At 63.3% G+C, this 19,502-nt stretch carries 14 protein-coding genes and 1 pseudogene; 9 read left to right on the top strand and 6 right to left on the bottom strand.

What is annotated here, in order from left to right; translation table 11 throughout:
• Window position 1: 1 nt before the first annotated feature.
• Complete coding sequence (cydB, locus tag ACNFCH_RS06430) at window positions 2-1,009, top strand: cytochrome d ubiquinol oxidase subunit II (protein WP_337159554.1); 1,008 nt, start codon at window positions 2-4, stop codon at window positions 1,007-1,009.
• Window positions 1,010-1,020: 11 nt separating this feature from the next.
• Window positions 1,021-1,161 carry a DUF2474 domain-containing protein gene (locus ACNFCH_RS06425; protein ID WP_043208419.1) on the top strand — a complete coding sequence of 47 codons (141 nt, stop codon included), beginning with the start codon at window positions 1,021-1,023 and terminating at the stop codon, window positions 1,159-1,161.
• Between the two features lie 30 nt (window positions 1,162-1,191).
• On the opposite strand, the gene ACNFCH_RS06420 is transcribed toward ACNFCH_RS06425, so the two are convergent.
• The gene (locus tag ACNFCH_RS06420; RefSeq protein WP_416742449.1) at window positions 1,192-2,316 is read right to left on the bottom strand and encodes a methyltransferase; all 1,125 of its coding nucleotides are present in this window, start codon (window positions 2,314-2,316) and stop codon (window positions 1,192-1,194) included.
• A 169-nt stretch (window positions 2,317-2,485) separates the two neighbouring features.
• Here ACNFCH_RS06420 and ACNFCH_RS06415 point away from each other — a divergent pair, with 169 nt between their 5' ends.
• A complete protein-coding gene (locus ACNFCH_RS06415; protein ID WP_416742448.1) occupies window positions 2,486-3,262 on the top strand; it encodes a ferredoxin--NADP reductase in 777 nt (258 codons plus the stop codon).
• Between the two features lie 107 nt (window positions 3,263-3,369).
• On the opposite strand, the gene mscL is transcribed toward ACNFCH_RS06415, so the two are convergent.
• Window positions 3,370-3,780 carry a large-conductance mechanosensitive channel protein MscL gene (gene mscL, locus ACNFCH_RS06410; protein WP_070092760.1) on the bottom strand — a complete coding sequence of 137 codons (411 nt, stop codon included), beginning with the start codon at window positions 3,778-3,780 and terminating at the stop codon, window positions 3,370-3,372.
• Between the two features lie 175 nt (window positions 3,781-3,955).
• Here mscL and radA point away from each other — a divergent pair, with 175 nt between their 5' ends.
• Window positions 3,956-5,323 carry a DNA repair protein RadA gene (radA, locus tag ACNFCH_RS06405; RefSeq protein ID WP_043208425.1) on the top strand — a complete coding sequence of 456 codons (1,368 nt, stop codon included), beginning with the start codon at window positions 3,956-3,958 and terminating at the stop codon, window positions 5,321-5,323.
• 163 nt (window positions 5,324-5,486) lie between these two features.
• Here radA and ACNFCH_RS06400 read toward each other — a convergent pair whose 3' ends face one another.
• Both ACNFCH_RS06400 and ACNFCH_RS06395 read right to left on the bottom strand, forming a co-directional pair.
• Window positions 5,487-7,004, bottom strand: coding sequence for a nucleobase:cation symporter-2 family protein (locus ACNFCH_RS06400; RefSeq protein ID WP_416742447.1), 1,518 nt, complete (start codon window positions 7,002-7,004; stop codon window positions 5,487-5,489).
• A 261-nt stretch (window positions 7,005-7,265) separates the two neighbouring features.
• Complete coding sequence (locus ACNFCH_RS06395; RefSeq protein ID WP_070092758.1) at window positions 7,266-7,631, bottom strand: PilZ domain-containing protein; 366 nt, start codon at window positions 7,629-7,631, stop codon at window positions 7,266-7,268.
• A 169-nt stretch (window positions 7,632-7,800) separates the two neighbouring features.
• Between ACNFCH_RS06395 and ACNFCH_RS06390 the strand changes: the two genes are divergently transcribed.
• The 3 genes from ACNFCH_RS06390 to yjiA all read left to right on the top strand — a co-directional run bounded on the left by ACNFCH_RS06390 (window position 7,801) and on the right by yjiA (window position 11,269).
• Window positions 7,801-9,867 (top strand): carbon starvation CstA family protein, encoded by a 2,067-nt coding sequence (locus ACNFCH_RS06390; RefSeq protein ID WP_196165507.1) that lies wholly within the window; start codon window positions 7,801-7,803, stop codon window positions 9,865-9,867.
• 18 nt (window positions 9,868-9,885) lie between these two features.
• Complete coding sequence (locus ACNFCH_RS06385; protein WP_008094130.1) at window positions 9,886-10,083, top strand: YbdD/YjiX family protein; 198 nt, start codon at window positions 9,886-9,888, stop codon at window positions 10,081-10,083.
• Window positions 10,084-10,279: 196 nt separating this feature from the next.
• Entirely contained in the window at window positions 10,280-11,269 is a 990-nt protein-coding gene (yjiA, locus tag ACNFCH_RS06380; RefSeq protein WP_337159559.1) for a GTPase, read from the top strand.
• A gap of 155 nt (window positions 11,270-11,424) precedes the next feature.
• On the opposite strand, the gene glyA is transcribed toward yjiA, so the two are convergent.
• Window positions 11,425-12,678, bottom strand: coding sequence for a serine hydroxymethyltransferase (glyA, locus tag ACNFCH_RS06375; protein WP_043208438.1), 1,254 nt, complete (start codon window positions 12,676-12,678; stop codon window positions 11,425-11,427).
• Window positions 12,679-12,921: 243 nt separating this feature from the next.
• Window positions 12,922-15,906: pseudogene (locus ACNFCH_RS06370) on the bottom strand (EAL domain-containing protein); the annotation flags it as partial.
• Window positions 15,907-16,992: 1,086 nt separating this feature from the next.
• Between ACNFCH_RS06370 and ACNFCH_RS06365 the strand changes: the two are divergent.
• Complete coding sequence (locus ACNFCH_RS06365) at window positions 16,993-17,382, top strand: hypothetical protein (RefSeq protein WP_337159561.1); 390 nt, start codon at window positions 16,993-16,995, stop codon at window positions 17,380-17,382.
• 250 nt (window positions 17,383-17,632) lie between these two features.
• Entirely contained in the window at window positions 17,633-19,300 is a 1,668-nt protein-coding gene (gene ettA, locus ACNFCH_RS06360; RefSeq protein WP_337159562.1) for an energy-dependent translational throttle protein EttA, read from the top strand.
• Window positions 19,301-19,502: the final 202 nt, after the last annotated feature.

The following is a 19,502-nucleotide window of genomic DNA, read 5'->3' as shown; positions in this document are numbered from 1 at the left end:
CATGGGTATCGACCTTCCGTTGATCTGGGCCGTGATCATCATCTTCGGCGTGATGATGTACGTAGTGATGGACGGCTTCGACCTGGGGATCGGCATGCTCTTCCCCTTCGTCAAGGCAGAGCGTGACCGTGATGTGATGATGAACACCGTGGCCCCCGTGTGGGACGGCAACGAGACGTGGCTGGTGCTGGGGGGCGCGGGGCTGTTCGGCGCCTTCCCGATGGCCTACGCGGTGGTGCTCGAAGCGCTGTACCTGCCGTTGATCCTGATGCTGGTGGGGTTGATCTTCCGGGGTGTGGCGTTCGAGTTCCGCTTCAAGGCCACGGCGCAGAAGCGCCACCTCTGGGACAAGGCGTTCATCTGGGGTTCGCTGGTGGCGACCTTCTTCCAGGGCGTGGCCCTGGGGGCCTTTATCGAAGGCTTCAAAGTGGTCGACCGCCACTATGCCGGCGGGGCCTTCGATTGGTTGACCCCGTTCAGCCTGTTCTCCGGGGTAGGCCTGATCGTGGCCTACAGCCTGCTTGGTTGCACCTGGCTGATCATGAAGACCGAAGGCCCGCTGCAACAGCAGATGCATGATCTGGGTCGGCCCCTGGCGCTGGTGCTGCTGGCGGTGATCGGTATTGTCAGCCTGTGGACGCCGCTGGCCTATCCGCAGATCGCCGACCGCTGGTTCAGCATGCCCAACCTGATTTGGTTCATGCCGGTGCCGATCCTGGTGTTGGTGACCTTCTACGGCCTGTTGCGGGCGGTGGCGCGCAATGCGCATTACACCCCGTTCCTGCTGACGCTGGTGCTGATCTTCCTGGGTTACAGCGGCTTGGGCATAAGCCTCTGGCCGAACATCATCCCGCCGTCGATCTCCATCTGGGATGCTGCAGCGCCGCCGCAGAGCCAGGGGTTCATGCTGGTGGGGACGTTGTTCATCCTGCCGTTCATCCTGGGATACACCTTCTGGAGCTACTACGTGTTCCGCGGCAAGGTGACCCATGACCAAGGCTATCACTAGGAGGTCGGGCGATGATGGCTGAACAGAAGAAACCCTTGTGGCAGCGTCTGGGCTGGCTGGTGCTGATCTGGGCGGGCAGTGTGGCCGCCCTTGGCGTGGTGGCCTGGCTGATGCGGATGTTCATGAGTGCGGCAGGTTTGAGCACTCATTGAACCCTGGGGCCGCGAGGCGGCCCCAACCAGTTACTTGCGGGCCTTGAGAATCACGAACTTCGGCGTCGCCGCTACTTGCTCGACCCCTCGGAACAACCGCCCCAGCTTGCTGTGATAGCCCAGGTGGCGGTTACCGACGATGTACAGTGCCCCACCCACGACCAACGCCTCACGGGCCTGCTGGAACATGCGCCAGGCCAGAAAATCCCCTACGACCTGCTGCTGGTGGAACGGCGGGTTGCACAGCACCACATCCAGCGACTGTTTCTCCTGCCCCGCCAGCCCATCGGCGGCGCGGATGTCCACGTCCCGCTCACCCAGGGCTGCCTGCCAGTTCTCGCGGGCCGACTGCACCGCCATGTACGACTCGTCGACCAACGTGTAATGCGCCTCGGGGTTGGCCAGGGCGCTGGCGATCGCCAACACGCCATTACCGCAGCCAAGGTCCGCAACGCGAGCCTGGCCCAGGTTGCGCGGCAGGTGCGGGAGGAAGGCGCGGGTGCCGATGTCCAGCCCTTCGCGGCAGAACACATTGGCGTGGTTGATCAACTCCAGGGCCGGAGCCTCCAGGCGATAACGGGTAGGGTAGGGCGACTGGGCGCTCGGGCGCTCGGCAAAGGTGGCGGTCAACAGCCGCGCCTTCTTCTGCGCCAGCGACGCCTGAACCGGACCGATGTATTTCTCCATCAGGTCACCTGCCGCTCGTGGCAGGTGCTTGATCATGGCGCCTGCGATCACCTCGGCGCCGGGAGCCAGGTGGCCTTGCAGGCGGATCAGTTGCTCTTCGAGCAGGGCCAGGGTCTTGGGTACGCGCACCAGCACCCGGTCGAACGTCCCTTGCCAGGTCTCGCTGGCCGGCACGAAGGGCACGCTGTCGAACGGCTTGCCGTTGCGCGCGAGGTTCTTCTCCAGCGCTACGCGGCCCAGGTGCGAGTCGCCGCTGCTGACCACCGGCAACTGGCCCGCCAGGCTGGCGGCCAGGGCGCCGAAGCTGTCGTTGAGCACCAGGACCCGGCAATCGGCGGCAGGCGCCTGGCTGGCCAGGTGCTCCAGCAGATACTGGTCGGCGGCGTCGAAGGCTTGCAAGGGGTCGTTGGCCTGGTCCGGCTGGCGGATCAGGTCAAGTTCGGCGAAGGGGCTGGTCAGCAGGGGCATGGCGTAGGGCTCGGGTACCAATCTGTTCGACGCAGGCCACGTCGAGCTTCAAAGGCGCGATTCTACAGGGCTTTGCCGTCCGCTTGTACGATGGAGGCCCTACAAACCATCGGTGTTCATCCCTGGCGCTTTGGGCGACACTGGGCGCACCTGCCCGATGGAGTCCGTCATGACCGCCAGCGCCGACAAATTCACCCGTCAGACCCTGCTTGAGGTCCAGCCGCTCACCTCCAGCCTGTTCACCCTGCGGGTCACCCGGGATCCGGGCTTTCGCTTTCGCTCCGGGCAGTTCGCGCGCCTGGGGGTGACCAAGGCCGACGGCAGCGTGGTATGGCGGGCGTATTCGATGGTCAGCGCGCCCCATGACGAGTTTCTCGATTTCTTTTCCATCGTCGTGCCGGGGGGAGAGTTCACCAGCGAGCTGAGCCGTCTGGGCGAGGGCGATACCTTGCTGATCGACCGCCAGGCCTTCGGCTACCTGACCCTCGACCGCTTCGTTGGCGGCCGCGACCTGTGGTTGCTGGCGACGGGTACGGGCATCGCGCCGTTCATGTCGATCCTTCAGGACTTCGAAGCCTGGGAGCGTTTCGAGCACATCAAGCTGGTGTATTCGGTGCGCGAAGCGAAGGAGCTGGCCTATCTGGACCTGATCGCAGGCCTCGAGCAACGCGAGTATCTGGCGGAGTTCGCGGGCAAGCTGCAGTTCATTCCGGTGGTCACCCGTGAGGCGTATCCGGGGGCGCTCGATGCGCGGATCACCACGCTGATCGAAAACGGTGAGCTGGAAAAGGCGGCGGGGCTGGCGCTGTCGCCGGAGCATTCACGCATCATGCTGTGCGGCAACCCGGACATGATCGATGACACGCGCAAAGCCCTGAAGGCGCGGGACCTGCAGTTGAGCCTGAGCAAGCGGCCGGGGCAGGTGGCGGTGGAGAACTACTGGTAAACCCGCATCCACTGGGTCGGCGCTGCCCCCTGTGGAAGCGGGTTCACCCGCGAAGAGAACGCCGCGGAGCAAGAGCGTTGCGCTTACCTGCTCCCCGCGCGCTTGTGTCACTGGCGATTCTGCGCCTTGAGCAGGTCGCGGATCTCGGTCAGCAGGGTTTCCTCGGCGCTCGGCACAGGCGGTGCGCTCGGCGCCACGGCCTCTTCACGCTTGAGGCGATTGATCGCCTTGATGCCCATGAAGATGGCGAAGGCGACGATCAGGAAGTCGATCACCGTCTGGATGAACTTGCCGTAGGCCAGCACCACCGCCGGCACGTCACCTTCTGCCGCCTTGAGGGTGATGGCCAGGTCGCTGAAGTCCACGCCGCCAATCAACAGGCCCAGCGGTGGCATGACCACGTCGCCGACGAAGGACGATACGATCTTGCCAAAGGCCGCTCCGATGATGATACCGACTGCCATGTCGACGACATTTCCCTTGACCGCGAAGGCCTTGAATTCACTGAGCATGCCCATGGTTTATTCCTTGTAACAAATGGAGAGGTAAATCGCAGTGTAAGCCAGCAATGCGCTTCATGCGTTGCATCGCGATTACAGACTTCGCTTAGAGCGAATAGTTTTGTCGCCTCTGAGCGCGTTCGAGACACGTCCGGCTCGGCTATCATGGCGATTTTTCCAGGAGACTGAGCCCATGGCCAAGGCCAAGCGCTTGTATGGCTGCACCGAGTGCGGCGCAACCTTTCCCAAATGGGCTGGCCAGTGCGGCGAATGCGGGGCCTGGAACACCCTGGTCGAAACCATGATTGAAAGCGGTGGCGCCGCGGCTCCGGCCGGGCGTACCGGCTGGGCCGGGCAACAGGCGCAGATCAAGACCCTGGCCGAAGTCAGCGTCGAGGAGATCCCGCGCTTTACCACCAGCAGTACCGAGCTCGACCGAGTGCTCGGTGGTGGCCTGGTGGATGGCTCGGTGGTGCTCATCGGCGGCGACCCGGGTATCGGCAAGTCGACCATCCTCCTGCAGACCCTGTGCAACATCGCCACCCGCATGCCAGCCCTGTATGTCACCGGGGAGGAGTCCCAGCAGCAGGTAGCCATGCGCTCACGGCGTCTGGGCTTGCCCCAGGAACAGCTCAAGGTGATGACCGAGACCTGCATCGAGACGATCATCGCCACCGCACGGGTGGAAAAACCCCGGGTCATGGTCATCGACTCGATCCAGACCATCTTCACCGAGCAGTTGCAATCGGCCCCCGGCGGTGTCGCCCAGGTGCGCGAGAGCACGGCATTGCTGGTGCGCTATGCCAAGCAGAGCGGTACGGCGATCTTCCTGGTGGGGCACGTCACCAAGGAAGGTTCGCTGGCCGGGCCGCGGGTGCTGGAGCACATGGTCGATACCGTGCTGTATTTCGAGGGCGAGTCCGACGGCCGCCTGCGTCTGCTGCGGGCGGTGAAGAACCGCTTCGGCGCCGTCAACGAACTGGGCGTGTTCGGCATGACCGACCGGGGGCTCAAGGAGGTCTCCAACCCGTCGGCGATCTTCCTCAACCGCACCCAGGAGGAAGTTCCGGGCAGTGTGGTGATGGCGACCTGGGAGGGCACCCGGCCGATGCTGGTGGAGGTCCAGGCGCTGGTGGACGACAGCCACTTGGCCAACCCGCGCCGGGTCACCCTGGGCCTGGACCAGAACCGCCTGGCCATGTTGCTGGCGGTGTTGCACCGCCATGGTGGCATTCCCACCCATGATCAGGACGTGTTCCTCAACGTGGTGGGCGGGGTGAAGGTGCTGGAGACGGCGTCGGACCTGGCGCTGCTCGCGGCGGTGATGTCCAGCCTGCGCAATCGCCCGTTGGCCCATGGGCTGCTGGTGTTCGGCGAGATCGGCTTGTCTGGCGAAGTACGCCCTGTACCCAGTGGTCAGGAGCGCCTCAAGGAAGCGGCCAAGCATGGCTTCAAACGCGCCATCGTGCCCAAGGGCAATGCGCCGAAGGAAGCGCCGGCAGGTTTGCAGGTCATTGCGGTGACGCGCCTTGAGCAGGCGCTGGATGCGTTGTTCGAGTGATATCGAGGCGGCCCTTTCGCGGGGGCCGCGCCGCTACTGAGAGCGCGGCAGTACCTGTGGGGGGACCCGCGAACAACGCGCCGCGGCATCGGGCTTGTCCAGAACAAAGAAAAAGGGGAGCCGACGATGCGCATCGGCTCCCCTCGATCACCTCTACGGGCGATCAGTGCTCGGCTAACGCTTTGCGCCGAGGCGCTTGGTTGCCATCTTCGTCGATTTCCATCACGGGCACTTCGTTGCCATCGGCGTCGAACAGCTTGCCATCTTTAAAGTAGTCGCCATCACGCAGGCAGGAGATGTCCGAGTACTGGATGGTGCGTTCATAGGCGGCGGCGAACACCGACTGTTGGTCCGAATTGCCGGTCTTGACGTGGTTGAACAGCAGGTTCAGCAGGATGGCCATGATCGCCGCGGAACTGATGCCCGAGTGGAAGATGGTTTCGAACCAGCTCGGGAAGTTGTGGTAGAAGGTCGGCGCAGCGATCGGGATCATGCCAAAGCCCAGCGAGGCGGCGACGATGATCAGGTTGACGTTGTTCTTGTAGTTGACCGTCGACAGGGTGCGGATGCCGCTGGCTGCCACGGTGCCGAACAGCACGATGCCGGCGCCACCCAGTACCGGGGTAGGTACTGCGGCGATGATGCGACCCATGATCGGCAGCAGACCCAGGACCACCAGAATCACACCACCGGTGGCCACCACGTAGCGGCTCTTGACCCCAGTCACGGCCACCAGGCCGACGTTCTGGGCGAAGGCGCTCTGGGTGAAGGAGCCGAAGATCGGCGCCAGGATGCTCGAGGCCATGTCGGCGCGCAGGCCGTTGCCCAGGCGCTTGGAGTCGACCTTGGTGTCGATGATCTCACCCACGGCGAGGATGTCTGCCGAGGTTTCCACCAGGGTCACCATGATCACGATGCACATCGACAGGATCGCGGCGATGTGGAAGGTCGGCATGCCGAAATGGAACGGAGTGGGGAACGCGAAGACCGGGCCTTCGGTGATCTTGCTGAAGTCGGTCATGCCCAGCGACCAGGCGATCAGGGTGCCGATGACCATGGCCAGCAGGATCGACAGACGCGAGATGGTCGCGCTGCCCAGCTTGCTCAGCACCAGGACGATGGCGAAGGTCAGTGCCGCCAGGCCGATGTTGGCCACGCTGCCGAACTCCGGCGAGGCACTGTTGCCGCCCATGACCCAGCGTGCGGCGACAGGCATCAGGGTCAGACCGATGGTGGTGATGACGATACCGGTCACCAGCGGCGGGAAGAACTTGGTGATGCGCGAGAACACCGGGGTAATGAGAAAGCCAATGAACGACGCCGCCATCACCGCACCGAGCACACCCGGCAGACCGCCGCCATCCTGGCTGCTGAGAATGGCGCCCATGGTTGCCACGCCCGCGAACGAAACCCCCTGCACCAGCGGTAGCTGGCAGCCGAAGAATGGCAGACCGAGGGTTTGCAACAGAGTCGCCAGACCGCCGGCGAACAACGACGCGGCGATCAGGATACCGATCTCCGCGGGTGCCAGACCTGCTGCCTGGCCGAGGATCAGGGGTACGGCAACGATGCCCCCATACATGGTCAATACGTGTTGCAGACCATAAGCCAAGTTGGCACCAAGCCCGAGGTTTTCGTCTTCGGGACGTTTGGTGGGAGACGTGCTAGGGGACGTAGTCATGGAGCAGGCTCACTTGTTTATTGTTGTGCCGCTACTGTAGACAATTCCTTCAAACAAATACCACATGAATTGTATACAAGTTTTTGATCGGAGCACGAACGCAGGTAACCGCCACGTGCGGTTCACCTGAATGCAGGTTGTGTTCCAAAGTGTCAGAGGCGGTGCTAGAGGGGTGTGAGCACCCTGTCCACCCCACAGCAGAAAGCTGTCTGGGTAGACAGGAAACACGAGAAGGCTAGAAAGTTAGCAGGCTAAGAGATATCAATATTCGATGAGTTCGCGCAGCTCGCGCATCATTTCGGTGCTGTCGGCCACATTCAGCTCCACAAGACGGTGCAAATGGCTCATCGAATCGATATCGATATAAAGGCAGATGAAGCCCAGGCGCGTGGGCTCTTCATGGCGCAGTTCGACCTGCATGCGCACGTGATTGTGTGGGTCGAGGTGGATGATGGCGTCGAAATCCTGGGTCAGGTCGGCATCCCAAGGTTCGGGCCTCTCGATCAACAAGCCCTTGAGCGAGAGGTCCAGCAGCTTTACCGGCCAGCGTTTGAGGCCCTGGCGCAGTTCGGTGGGGGCGTCGAAGTCAATGCGCAGGAAACGGCGGCGTTCGTCGTGTTCGCTCATGGGGCAGGCCCTCCGGGGGTACTTCCTGACTATAGTTGATTGTGTATGTCCTACCGGTACCGAAATCGGGCCGCAGAGGCTCTAGACCAAAGCAAGTGTGGCAATGCGCGATGACACGCCCTAGACTCGATGGGCGGTCTTTTTCCAATCCACCAGCTGGAAGTAAACCATGAACAACAATAATAGCCTGCTACGCCACATTCCGTGGCTGGCGCTGGCAGTCATAGGAGCCTGTGCGCTGGGTGTGGTCGCCCTGCGTCGCGGCGAGGCGATCAATGCCTTGTGGATCGTGGTCGCGGCAGTGGCCATCTACCTGGTCGCCTATCGCTACTACAGCCTGTTCATCGCCACCAAGGTGATGCAGCTCGACCCCCGTCGAGCCACACCGGCGGTGCTCAACAACGATGGCCTGGACTACGTCCCGACCAACAAACACATTCTGTTCGGTCACCACTTCGCGGCCATCGCCGGCGCTGGTCCCTTGGTCGGTCCAGTGCTTGCCGCGCAAATGGGCTACCTGCCCGGCACGCTCTGGCTGATCGCAGGCGTCGTGCTGGCCGGTGCGGTGCAGGACTTCATGATCCTGTTCCTGTCCACACGCCGTAACGGCCGTTCCCTGGGGGACATGGTCCGTGAGGAAATGGGCCGCATCCCCGGCACCATCGCCCTGTTCGGCTGCTTCCTGATCATGATCATCATCCTCGCGGTGCTGGCGCTGATCGTGGTCAAGGCCCTGGCCGAGAGCCCATGGGGCATGTTCACGGTGATGGCGACCATCCCGATCGCGATGTTCATGGGCGTGTACATGCGCTACATCCGCCCGGGCCGCATTGGTGAGATCTCGATCATCGGTGTGGTCCTGCTGCTGCTGTCGATCTGGCTGGGGGGCCAGGTGGCGGCGGATCCGGTCTGGGGCCCGGCGTTCACTTTCACTGGCGTGCAGATCACCTGGATGCTGGTGGGTTACGGCTTCGTGGCTGCCGTGCTGCCTGTGTGGCTGGTGCTGGCGCCGCGTGACTACCTGTCGACCTTCCTCAAGATCGGCACCATCGTGGGCCTGGCCATCGGTATCCTGATCATCGCGCCGGAACTGAAGATGCCGGCCCTGACCCAGTTCACCGACGGCACCGGCCCTGTCTGGAAGGGCACCCTGTTCCCGTTCCTGTTCATCACCATCGCCTGTGGCGCGGTGTCCGGCTTCCACGCGCTGATCTCCTCGGGGACCACGCCCAAGCTGCTGGACAACGAAGTCAACGCCCGCTACATCGGCTACGGCGGCATGCTGATGGAATCGTTCGTCGCCATCATGGCCATGGTCGCCGCCTCGGTGATCGAGCCGGGTGTGTACTTCGCCATGAACAGCCCGGCCGCGGTGGTCGGTGCCGACGTCGCGTCGGTCGCCCAGACCGTCAGCAGCTGGGGCTTCATGATCACCCCCGAGCAGCTCGAGGCTACCGCCCGTGACATCGGCGAGCACACTGTCCTGGCCCGTGCCGGTGGTGCGCCGACCCTGGCGGTGGGCATCGCCCAGATCCTGCACCAGGTGCTGCCGGGTGATAACACCATGGCGTTCTGGTACCACTTCGCGATCCTGTTCGAGGCGCTGTTCATCCTCACCGCAGTGGACGCCGGTACCCGTGCCGGTCGCTTCATGCTGCAGGACCTGCTGGGTAGCTTCGTTCCGGCCCTCAAGCGTACCGACTCATGGGGCGCCAACCTGCTGGGCACCGCAGGCTGCGTGGCCTTGTGGGGCTACTTGCTGTACCAGGGCGTGATCGATCCGCTCGGTGGCATCAACACCCTGTGGCCGCTGTTCGGCATCTCCAACCAGATGCTGGCCGGTATCGCCCTGATGCTCGGCACCGTGGTGCTGATCAAGATGAAGCGCCAGCAGTACGTGTGGGTCACCCTGCTGCCGGCCGCCTGGCTGCTGATCTGCACCACCGCCGCAGGTCTGATCAAACTGTTCGATCCGAACCCGGCAGTGGGCTTCCTGGCGCTGGCCAACAAGTACAGCGTCGCCCTGGACGCAGGCCAGGTACTGGCGCCGGCCAAGGATATCGGCCAGATGCAGCACGTGATCTACAACGCCTACACCAACGCGGGCCTGACCGTACTGTTCCTGGTGGTGGTGTTCAGCGTGCTGATCTTCGCCATCAAGGTCGGCATCGCCGCCCTGGGCCGCAAGGAGCGCAGCGACAAGGAAACTCCGTTCCAGGCCCTGCCTGACGCGTAACCGAAGAGGAATGCAGTGATGTTCAACGACCTGGGGCGACTGGGTAAGTACCTGGGGCAGGCAGCCCGCCTGATGGTCGGCATGCCTGACTACGACAACTATGTCGAGCACATGCAGACCAAGCACCCGGACAAGCCGGTGATGAGCTACGAGGCGTTCTTCCGCGAGCGCCAGGAGGCCCGTTACGGTGGCAAGTCCGGCCCCAAGTGCTGTTGACGCAGCAACCCCTGGGAGGCCGGGCCGCCGGCCTCCCTTGAACATCACGCTTTTCATCGATTGGCAGAACCTGTGGGAGCGGGATTACCCGCGAATACGTCGGTGAGTTCACTGGCGTCTTCGCGGGTGAACTCGCCCCCACAGGTTTCTTGCTTCCGGCCTTGCGCAATTCTTATCAGCTTCAGGAGACGACTGCGTGCAAACGCCTATTCCCGTGACGGTGCTGACCGGCTTTCTCGGCGCCGGCAAGACCACCCTGCTCAAGCACATGCTCAAGGCCGAGCACGGCCTGAAGATCGCCGTGATCGAGAACGAATTCAGCGAAGCGGGCATCGACAGTCAGTTGCTCGGTGACGAGCCAGTACAGGTCATGACCCTGGCCAACGGCTGTGTGTGCTGCACCATCCACACTGACCTGACCAAGGCCCTGTACCTGCTGCTCGAACGCCTGGATGCCGGCGAAATCGCTTTCGACCGCCTGGTGATCGAATGCACGGGCCTGGCCGACCCTGCGCCTGTGGCGCAGACCTTCTTCATCGACGAAGACCTGCGCGAGCGCTATCTGCTGGACGGCATCATCACGCTGGTCGACGCAGCCCATGCCGAAGTGCACCTTACCCAGGCCATCGCCCAGGCCCAGGTGGGTTTCGCTGATCGCCTGCTGCTGAGCAAAACCGACTTGGTCGAGCCCGAGGCGGTGGAGGCTTTGACGGCGCGCCTTTCCCGCATCAACGGCCGGGCAGCGGTCCGCGTGGTCGATCACGGCTGCATCGATCTGGCCGAACTACTCGATGTGCGCGGCTTCAACCTCAATACCGACCTGGGGAGCAACCTCAAGCCCGCCCTGCGGCCTGTGCTCCAGCCCACCACCGCGGATCGCATCGCCACCCTGGTATTGCGCACGCACACCCCGCTGGACATCGACCGCCTCAGCGACTTCATGAACGAGTTGCTGGAAAGCCACGGCAAGCAACTGCTGCGTTACAAAGGCGTGCTGAACATCATCGGCGAAGACCGCCGCCTGGTGTTCCAGGGCGTGCTCAAGCTGTATGGCTTCGACTGGGACGCCGAGTGGGCCGAAGGGGAGGTGCGCGAAAGCGTGATGGTGTTCATTGCCGATGAGCTGCCGGAAGAGAAGATCCGGGCGGGGTTCGAGGCGTTGAGCCGCAATGAAGTGGCCGGCTGATGAATGCCGGCGGCTGCTTTGCAGTCTTTTCGCCGCACAAGGCCGCTCCCACAGGCACGGCGTGATGCTCTAACCACCGGCCCTAGGCTGATCGAGCATCCAACATGAAAAAGCCCGGCACAAGGCCGGGCTTTTTCACATCAGGCGATTGCCGATCAGTTGCCGTAGACCGGCAGCTTCTTGCAGATGGCCTTGACCTTCTCACGAACGGCGTCGATCACCGCTTCGTTGTTCAGGTCGGCGAGGATGTCGCAGATCCAGCCGGCCAGCTCGCGGCACTCGGCTTCCTTGAAGCCACGGGTGGTGACGGCTGGGGTGCCGAAACGCAGGCCCGAGGTGACGAACGGGGAACGTGGGTCGTTCGGGACCGAGTTCTTGTTGACGGTGATGAAGGCCTTGCCCAGGGCGGCGTCGGCGTCCTTACCGGAGATGTCCTGCTTGATCAGCGACAGCAGGAACAGGTGGTTCTGGGTGCCGCCGGAGACGACGTCGAAACCACGCTCGATGAAGACGCTGGCCATGGCCTGGGCGTTCTTCACGACCTGCTGCTGGTAAGCCTTGAACTCAGGCTGCAGCGCTTCCTTGAAGCAGATCGCCTTGGCAGCGATGACGTGCTCCAGCGGGCCGCCCTGGGCGCCTGGGAAGACGGCCGAGTTGAGCTTCTTCTCGATCTCTTCGTTCTTGCGAGCGAGGATCAGGCCGCCACGCGGACCACGCAGGGTCTTGTGGGTGGTGGTGGTGACCACGTCGGCGAACGGAACAGGGTTCGGGTAGACGCCAGCGGCGACCAGGCCAGCAACGTGGGCCATGTCGACGAACAGGTAGGCACCGACCTTGTCGGCGATGGCGCGGAAGCGGGCGAAGTCCAGGACCTGGGAGTAAGCCGAGAAGCCAGCGACGATCATCTTCGGCTTGTGCTCGACGGCCAGGCGCTCGACTTCGTCGTAGTCGATCAGGCCGTTGCTGTCGATGCCGTACTGGATGGCGTTGTACAGCTTGCCGGAGGAGCTTACGGCGGCGCCGTGGGTCAGGTGGCCACCGTGGGCCAGGCTCATGCCCAGAATGGTGTCACCGGCCGACAGCAGGGCCAGGTAGACCGCGGCGTTGGCCTGGGAGCCGGCGTGCGGCTGGACGTTGGCGTAGTCGGCACCGAACAGCTGCTTGGCACGGTCGATGGCCAGTTGCTCGACAACGTCGACGTACTCGCAGCCACCGTAGTAGCGCTTGCCTGGGTAGCCTTCGGCATACTTGTTGGTCAGTACCGAGCCCTGGGCTTCCATGACGGCGGGGCTTGTGTAGTTTTCCGAAGCGATCAGCTCGATGTGCTCTTCCTGGCGCAGAGCTTCTTGCTGCATGGCTTCGAAGAGCTCGGCGTCGTACTTGGCAATGGTCAAATCACGGCTGAACATGGCGGTCCTCAAGGATCGGGCTGAATTGGGGGGGCATTCTAACCGATTGATTCGCCCCTGGCATATGAAGTGGTGTCACGTCGCAGACCAATGGGCTTCATGTTGCAACCCGCGCCCTGGCTGGGCTGGCTGGGTATTTGAGTTGACTCTAAGGTCCATTTTGATTGGCGCGAATCTCAGCCTGGATGCGGTACCTGCAGCAGCGGCACAAGGCCGCTCCTACGCTGATCGTGTCCGGCCGGATCACTGGAAGACAAACAGCGTGTCGTTGCTGAACTGCGCCTCGAACTGGTTCGCTGGCATAGGGCGGCCGAACAGGTAGCCCTGCACTTCATCGCAGTCGTGCTCGCGCAGGAACTCTAGTTGCTCGTGGGTCTCGACACCCTCGGCGATGACCGCCAGGTTCAGGCTGTGAGCCATGGCGATGATCGCCCGGGCGATCTGGGCGTCCTGCTCGCCTTCAGGCAGGCCATCGACAAAGGTGCGGTCGATCTTCAGCACGTCGATGGGGAACTGCTTGAGGTAGTTGAGCGACGAATAGCCGGTACCGAAGTCGTCGACCGCGATGCTCAGGCCGAGGTTCTTCAGGCTGTCCAGGATCTGCATGGCCTCGTTGACCTCACGCATCAGGATACTTTCGGTCAGTTCCAGCTCCAGGCAAGCCGGCGGCAGGCCGGTTTCCTCGAGGATGGTGGCGATGCGCGTGCCCAACTGGCCATCGGAGAACTGCCGCGCCGAAATGTTCACCGACACCTTTGGCACGCGCAGCTTGTCTTTGTGCCAGGCCTTGAGCTGGCGGCTGGCTTCTCGCAGCACCCAGTCGCCGACGTCCACCACCAGGCCCAGTTCCTCGATGACCGGGATGAAGTCGCCCGGCGGAACCAGGCCTCGTCGCGGGTGGCGCCAGCGCAACAGGGCCTCGGCGCCGGTCAGGCGTTTGCCGTCGCCGCTGAACTGCGGCTGGTAGTAAAGAATGAACTCGTTCTGCTCCAGGGCATGGCGCAAGTCGCTTTCCAGCTCCAGGCGTTCCAGGGCGCTGGCGTTCATGTCGGCCTGGTAGAACTGGAAGTTGTTCTTGCCGCGCTCCTTGGCGTGGTACATGGCGGTGTCGGCGTTCTTCATCAACTGGCTCAGCTCACCGCCATCCTGCGGGCTGAGGGCGATGCCGATACTGGCGGTGACGAAGAACTCGCGGTTTTCCAGGACGAACGGGCGCACCAGGCTACCGAGAATACTCTCGGCCACGTGAATGGCGCGGTTCAGGGCCATTTCGCGGCTGGCCCTGGGTTGCAGCAGCAGGGTGAACTCATCGCCGCCCATGCGCGCCACGGTATCGTCGTCGTCGACGCAGGCCAGCAGGCGCTGGGCCATGTCCTTGAGCATGCGATCGCCCGCGGCGTGGCCGAGGGAGTCGTTGATCGGCTTGAAGCGGTCCAGGTCCAGGAACATCAACACGACCCACGACTTCTGCCGTTCGGCCTGTTGCAACGCGGTGAACAGGCGGTCCTGGAACAGGGTGCGGTTGGGCAGGTGGGTCAGGGCATCGTAGTAGGCCAGGCGGTGGATGCGCTGTTCGCTGGCCTTGCGCTCGCTGATGTCGGTGAAGAAGCACACATAGCTGGCCAGGTCGCCTTCGTCGTCGAGCACGGCGGTGATGCCGACCCAGGCCGGGTAGTGCTCGCCGCTGCGACGCTTGAGCCACACTTCGCCTTCCCAGCTACCGCGTTGGTGCAGTTGCTTGACCACATAGCGAAGGTGCGCCTCCTGCTGGTCATCGACCGTGAGCATGCCCGGCAACTGATCGAGCACTTCGCTGACCGCGTAGCCGCTGACCCGGCTGAACGCCTCGTTGGCCTGCACGATGTAGCCCGCAGGATCGGTGATGAGGATGGCCGAGGTGGAATGCTCGAATACCGTCGCGGCCATGCGCAGGTCTTTCTCGGCGCGGCGCTGCTGGCTGATGTCACGCCCCACGCCGAGCACGCCTTCGAAGTGTTCGTGCTCGTCCCAGACCAGCACCAGGCGCAACTCGATGGGGATCTTGCGGCCATCGGCGCGCAGGCAGTCGAACAGGAACAGCTGGGTTGGCAGTTGGCTGCGCAGCAGGGCGAGCTGTTCGCTGTCGTTCAAGGCCCTGCTGACCCGCTCCAGCAGGGTATAGACGCCTGTAAGCTGGGCCGGGTTGGCAACGATCGACTGCCAGCCGTGCTCGAAGATCCAGTCGGCCTGGTAACCCAGCACAGCCTGCACCGACGGGCTGACATAGTTGAGTTGCAAGTGGCTGTCGGTGGAGAAGATCACGTCGCTGATGCTCTCGGCCAGCATGCGGTAGCGTTGCTCGCTGTCGCGCAGCGATTCGCTGGCTTCGATCTGCACCGTGACGTCCTTGCCCACGCCGATGATGCGCGTCACCTGGCCATCGGCCTCCCGGGTCAGGACCTGCTCGCGGATCTCGTAGCAGCGCCAGGTGCCATCGCGGTGGCGGAAGCGCAGTTGGCAATGCAGGGTCTGGCCATGACCGGTGTCACGCTGCTGGTGGCGTAGCGCTGCGTAGTGCTCGGCATCCTCTGGGTGTAGCAGCAGCTCCCAGAAACGGTCTCCCATCTGCGCAAGCTCTGCGCGGTCGTAGCCCAGTGTCTGGCCCAGGTGGCGGTTGCTGAAGATGATCCGTTGGCTGTGCACATCCTGCACGTACAACTGATCGGGAACGGTTCGCACCACGTCCGACCAGAAGCTCTCGCGTTCGAGCAGCGACAGCTCGACCTGTTTGCGACGCGTGATGTCGCTGATGCTCAGGATCACCGCCTGGTAGTCCCGGCGCTGCTGAGGCAGGCGCGCCATCAGCCAGAGGTGCAGCTCGCCGCTCGTGGGCGCGGGCAGGCGTACTTCCAGTTCCAGCAGGCTGCGTTGTTCGATCAGTGCATCGATCAACTGCATGCCAACGCTTTCGCGGCCATCGCCGCTGCCATCGATCAGTCGCTGCCAGGCTCCCTCGTGGCACTGCACGTTGAGCAGTTGACGGGCGACCTCGTTGATTTCGGTGATCTTCAACTCCTGCAGCAGCGAGCGGCGCAGGTTGGCATCCAGGGCCAGGCTCTGCTTGAGCGCCGCATGGTTACGCAGGTGGTAGCGGTCGAGCTGGCCGGGCAGGCTGGACAGATCGAGCACACACAATGCCACGCCAGTGCCTTCGAAGATTTCCTGGTAGCGGCGGCGATCCTCCTGCAGTGCCCGATGGCGGCGGCGCATGTTGATCAGGGCCAGCACCGGCAGCAGGGCGCAGAACAGCACCAGCAGACACTTGCCGATCAGCGGCGGGAGCAAGTCCGCCCGCGCTTGCTCGGCATCGAACAGCCCGCGCAGTTGCCAGGTACTGTTGTCGATGAAGGCCAGCATCACGCTTTGCAGGGGCTCGCTGGCGGGCGGCACGGTGCCATGCCGCTCGAGGACTTTGCCGCTGCGGCTGTTTTCCAGCAGCCACAAGGGCTGGCCCTTGCCGTCGAGGTGGTCGGACAGTTGCCGGTAATAGCGGGGGGCAAGACGCAGCAACCAGTAACCGCGGCCTTGGTGGTCTGGCTGACGCAGCAACAGGTAGATCTGGCTGTTGTCTGTGGCGTTGCTGAAAAAATAGGGGCGGTCTTGGATCAACTGCAGCAGCTCGTCAATCAATTGACGATCGGGGCTGCCGGCCAGGGTGTCGGTCTTGACCCTGCCGTTGTCGTCCAGCCACGCCAGTTGCTGCAGGGCGGGAAGCCGATCACTCACCGCCCGCAGCGTAGCGGGCAACGCCGAAGGCGTTGGCGCGTTGCCATAGGGCTGGAGAATGCTGCCGGCCTGCTCCGCCTTCAAAGCCATATTAAGGCTCAGATGGTCGGCCAGCTGGGCGCTCGCCTCCAGACTCTGGCGCTGCAGGTCGGTCTGGGTATGGCGATACTGGGTGAACAATTGCCACAGCAGCAATGCCAGCAGCACAAGGGCCAACAACGCCAAGGCCCCTTTTAGCGAGCCACGCGGATTGCCAGCCGAGGCAGATTCAGCAGGGCGCAGGGAGGGCGGTTGAGTGAGATTGGTCAAGCGTTGATCCTGCGATTGGGCTGGCGATGGCAGGGGCTGAACATGCATGGGACGTGCCGGGGCAGATCGCCGGGCGCACTATTATAGAGTGGCGCATCAAGCCGACTAGCATGCCTTGAATTGTGGCAAAGTGCCACTCCCTGTGCCTTGCCGGTGGTCGACATCCTGTTCGGCAAGACCCTTCAAGCTGTGCGAGAATGCCGGCCGCTTCATAGTCAACGCTTCTGGAGATGTACGGTTTTGGTTACTCACTATTCCACCAATGGCCTCGATTCCGCCTGTGGGCGCAGCAGTCAGACCCTGGTCAGCACTGCCGTGACCGACGACGTATCCTGCAAGTCCTGCCAGCGTTCGCTGGCAAAGCCAGATGCCGCCAGCGCGGCGGTGCGCAAGAGCCCTTCGCTGGCTGAGCTGCGCAAGTCGGCCAAGGCCGTCGAGCCGGTTGCTGTGGCTGCGCCCTCGGCAAAACCTGCTGCCAAGCCAGTCGCCCAACCTACCGCCAAGCCAGGCGCGAGCAAGCCGGCACGGACCGGTGGCTTCAGCGTCAAAGCGGCCTGGGCGGCGCGCCTGGCCGAGCAGAACGACCGTTGCCGCCTGCCCCGCGGCAAGGCCAAACAAGCCCACGTCTGAGCAAGTCGCGGCGAGGGCTGTGCCCTCCCTCGCGACACAAGGCCGCTCCCACCGGTACCGCAGCGTACGAATGGGAACGGCCTTGCCGAGGCGCTTGGCCTTCCATGCAGCCTCATTCGATGCCCCGCCATCTGTGAAACGCCACGACTTGGCGTAGAATGGCCCACTTTGTTCAACGACACCCCGTAAACACAGCCCCCTGGCCCATGCCGGGGTCGTTGTCTTTACCTTTCTGATAGAGGGCTTGGTTTTGGCTCAATACGTCTACACCATGCATCGGCTGAGCAAGGTCGTGCCGCCGAAGCGGGAAATCCTGAAGAACATTTCCCTGTCGTTCTTCCCTGGCGCGAAGATCGGTGTGCTCGGCCTCAACGGCGCGGGCAAGTCGACCCTGCTGCGCATCATGGCCGGCGTCGACAAGGAGTTCGACGGCGAAGCCCGTCCGATGCCGGACATCAATGTCGGCTACCTGCCCCAGGAGCCTCAGCTGGACGCGAGCAAGACCGTCCGCGAGGTCGTCGAGGAAGCGGTGAGCGTGATCAAGGACGCCCAGGCGCGCCTGGATGAGGTTTACGCCGCCTACGCCGAGCCGGATGCCGATTTCGACAAGCTGGCCGCCGAGCAGGCCAAGCTCGAAGCCATCCTGCAGGCCTCCGACGGCCACAATCTGGAACGTCAGCTGGAAGTCGCCGCCGATGCCCTGCGCTTGCCGCCATGGGAGGCCAAGATCGAGCACCTGTCCGGTGGCGAGAAGCGCCGTGTGGCCCTGTGCCGCCTGCTGCTGTCGGCCCCCGACATGCTGCTGCTGGACGAACCGACCAACCACCTGGACGCCGACTCGGTGGCCTGGCTGGAGCACTTCCTGCACGACTTCCCGGGCACAGTGGTGGCGATCACCCACGACCGTTACTTCCTGGACAACGTTGCAGGCTGGATCCTCGAGCTGGACCGCGGCGCCGGTATTCCGTACGAAGGCAACTACTCGGGCTGGCTGGAAGCCAAGTCGGCACGTCTGGAGCAGGAATCCAAGCAGCAGAGCGCTCACGAGCGGGCCATGAAGGAAGAATTGGAATGGGTGCGCAAAGGCGCCAAAGCCCGTCAGTCCAAGTCCAAGGCTCGTCTGGCTCGCTTCGAGGAGATGCAGTCGCAGGAGTTCCAGAAGCGCAGCGAGACCAACGAGATCTACATCCCGGCCGGTCCGCGCCTGGGCGACAAGGTCATCGAGTTCAAGAACGTCACCAAGGGCTACGGCGATCGCGTACTGATCGACAACCTGTCGTTCGCCATGCCCAAGGGCGCCATCGTTGGCGTGATCGGCGGCAACGGCGCCGGTAAGTCGACCCTGTTCCGCATGCTGATGGGTAAGGAACAGCCGGACTCGGGCAGCATCGAGATCGGCGAAACCGTGCAACTGGCCTGCGTCGACCAGAGCCGCGAGGACCTGGACGGCGGCAAGACCGTGTTCCAGCAGGTCTCCGACGGTTCGGACGTGATCCGCATCGGCAACTATGAAATCCCGTCGCGTACCTATGTCGGTCGTTTCAACTTCAAAGGTGGCGACCAGCAGAAGTTCGTCAAGGACCTCTCCGGTGGTGAGCGTGGCCGTTTGCACTTGGCCCTGACCCTGAAGGAGGGCGGTAACGTCCTGTTGCTCGACGAACCGTCCAACGACCTCGACGTCGAAACCCTGCGTTCGCTGGAAGAAGCCCTGCTGGACTTCCCGGGCGCCGCGATCGTGATCTCCCACGACCGTTGGTTCCTGGACCGTGTGGCCACCCACATCCTGGCCTACGAGGACGACTCGAACGTGGTGTTCTTCGAGGGCAACTACACCGAGTACGAAGCCGATCGCAAGAAGCGCCTGGGCGATGCCGCTGCCCAGCCGCATCGGGTACGGCACAAGAAGCTGGCCCAGTAAGCCGGCAAAGCGCTGCACAACAGTGGGGCCCTTCGGGGCCCCATTTTTGTGCCTGGCGTTTGGCGCGCTGCCTGGGCCTTGTCTGTAGGAGCGGCCTTGCGTCGCGATCGGGCGCGAAGCGGCCGCAGATCCATTGATCGCTGGAAGACAGAGGCACACCGCCCCTTGATTTTGCGGCCGCTTCGCGCCCGATCGCGGCGCA

Origin of the sequence: Pseudomonas sp. NY15354 (genome assembly GCF_048068075.1) — a bacterium.
GTDB classification, from domain to species: domain Bacteria; phylum Pseudomonadota; class Gammaproteobacteria; order Pseudomonadales; family Pseudomonadaceae; genus Aquipseudomonas; species Aquipseudomonas guariconensis_C.
The sequence above is the reverse complement of the archived record's forward strand: the minus strand, read 5'-3'. Positions and strand labels throughout refer to the sequence as shown.

What these genes read in the sequence shown, in the direction of transcription:
- ACNFCH_RS06395 (WP_070092758.1), bottom strand. Translation starts at nt 7,631, where the DNA reads ATGAGCGAACACGACGAACGCCGCCGTTTCCTGCGCATTGACTTCGAC.
- cydB (WP_337159554.1), top strand. Translation starts at nt 2, where the DNA reads ATGGGTATCGACCTTCCGTTGATCTGGGCCGTGATCATCATCTTCGGC.
- ACNFCH_RS06425 (WP_043208419.1), top strand. Translation starts at nt 1,021, where the DNA reads ATGATGGCTGAACAGAAGAAACCCTTGTGGCAGCGTCTGGGCTGGCTG.
- radA (WP_043208425.1), top strand. Translation starts at nt 3,956, where the DNA reads ATGGCCAAGGCCAAGCGCTTGTATGGCTGCACCGAGTGCGGCGCAACC.
- glyA (WP_043208438.1), bottom strand. Translation starts at nt 12,678, where the DNA reads ATGTTCAGCCGTGATTTGACCATTGCCAAGTACGACGCCGAGCTCTTC.
- ACNFCH_RS06420 (WP_416742449.1), bottom strand. Translation starts at nt 2,316, where the DNA reads ATGCCCCTGCTGACCAGCCCCTTCGCCGAACTTGACCTGATCCGCCAG.
- ACNFCH_RS06385 (WP_008094130.1), top strand. Translation starts at nt 9,886, where the DNA reads ATGTTCAACGACCTGGGGCGACTGGGTAAGTACCTGGGGCAGGCAGCC.
- mscL (WP_070092760.1), bottom strand. Translation starts at nt 3,780, where the DNA reads ATGGGCATGCTCAGTGAATTCAAGGCCTTCGCGGTCAAGGGAAATGTC.
- ACNFCH_RS06400 (WP_416742447.1), bottom strand. Translation starts at nt 7,004, where the DNA reads ATGACTACGTCCCCTAGCACGTCTCCCACCAAACGTCCCGAAGACGAA.
- ACNFCH_RS06415 (WP_416742448.1), top strand. Translation starts at nt 2,486, where the DNA reads ATGACCGCCAGCGCCGACAAATTCACCCGTCAGACCCTGCTTGAGGTC.
- ACNFCH_RS06390 (WP_196165507.1), top strand. Translation starts at nt 7,801, where the DNA reads ATGAACAACAATAATAGCCTGCTACGCCACATTCCGTGGCTGGCGCTG.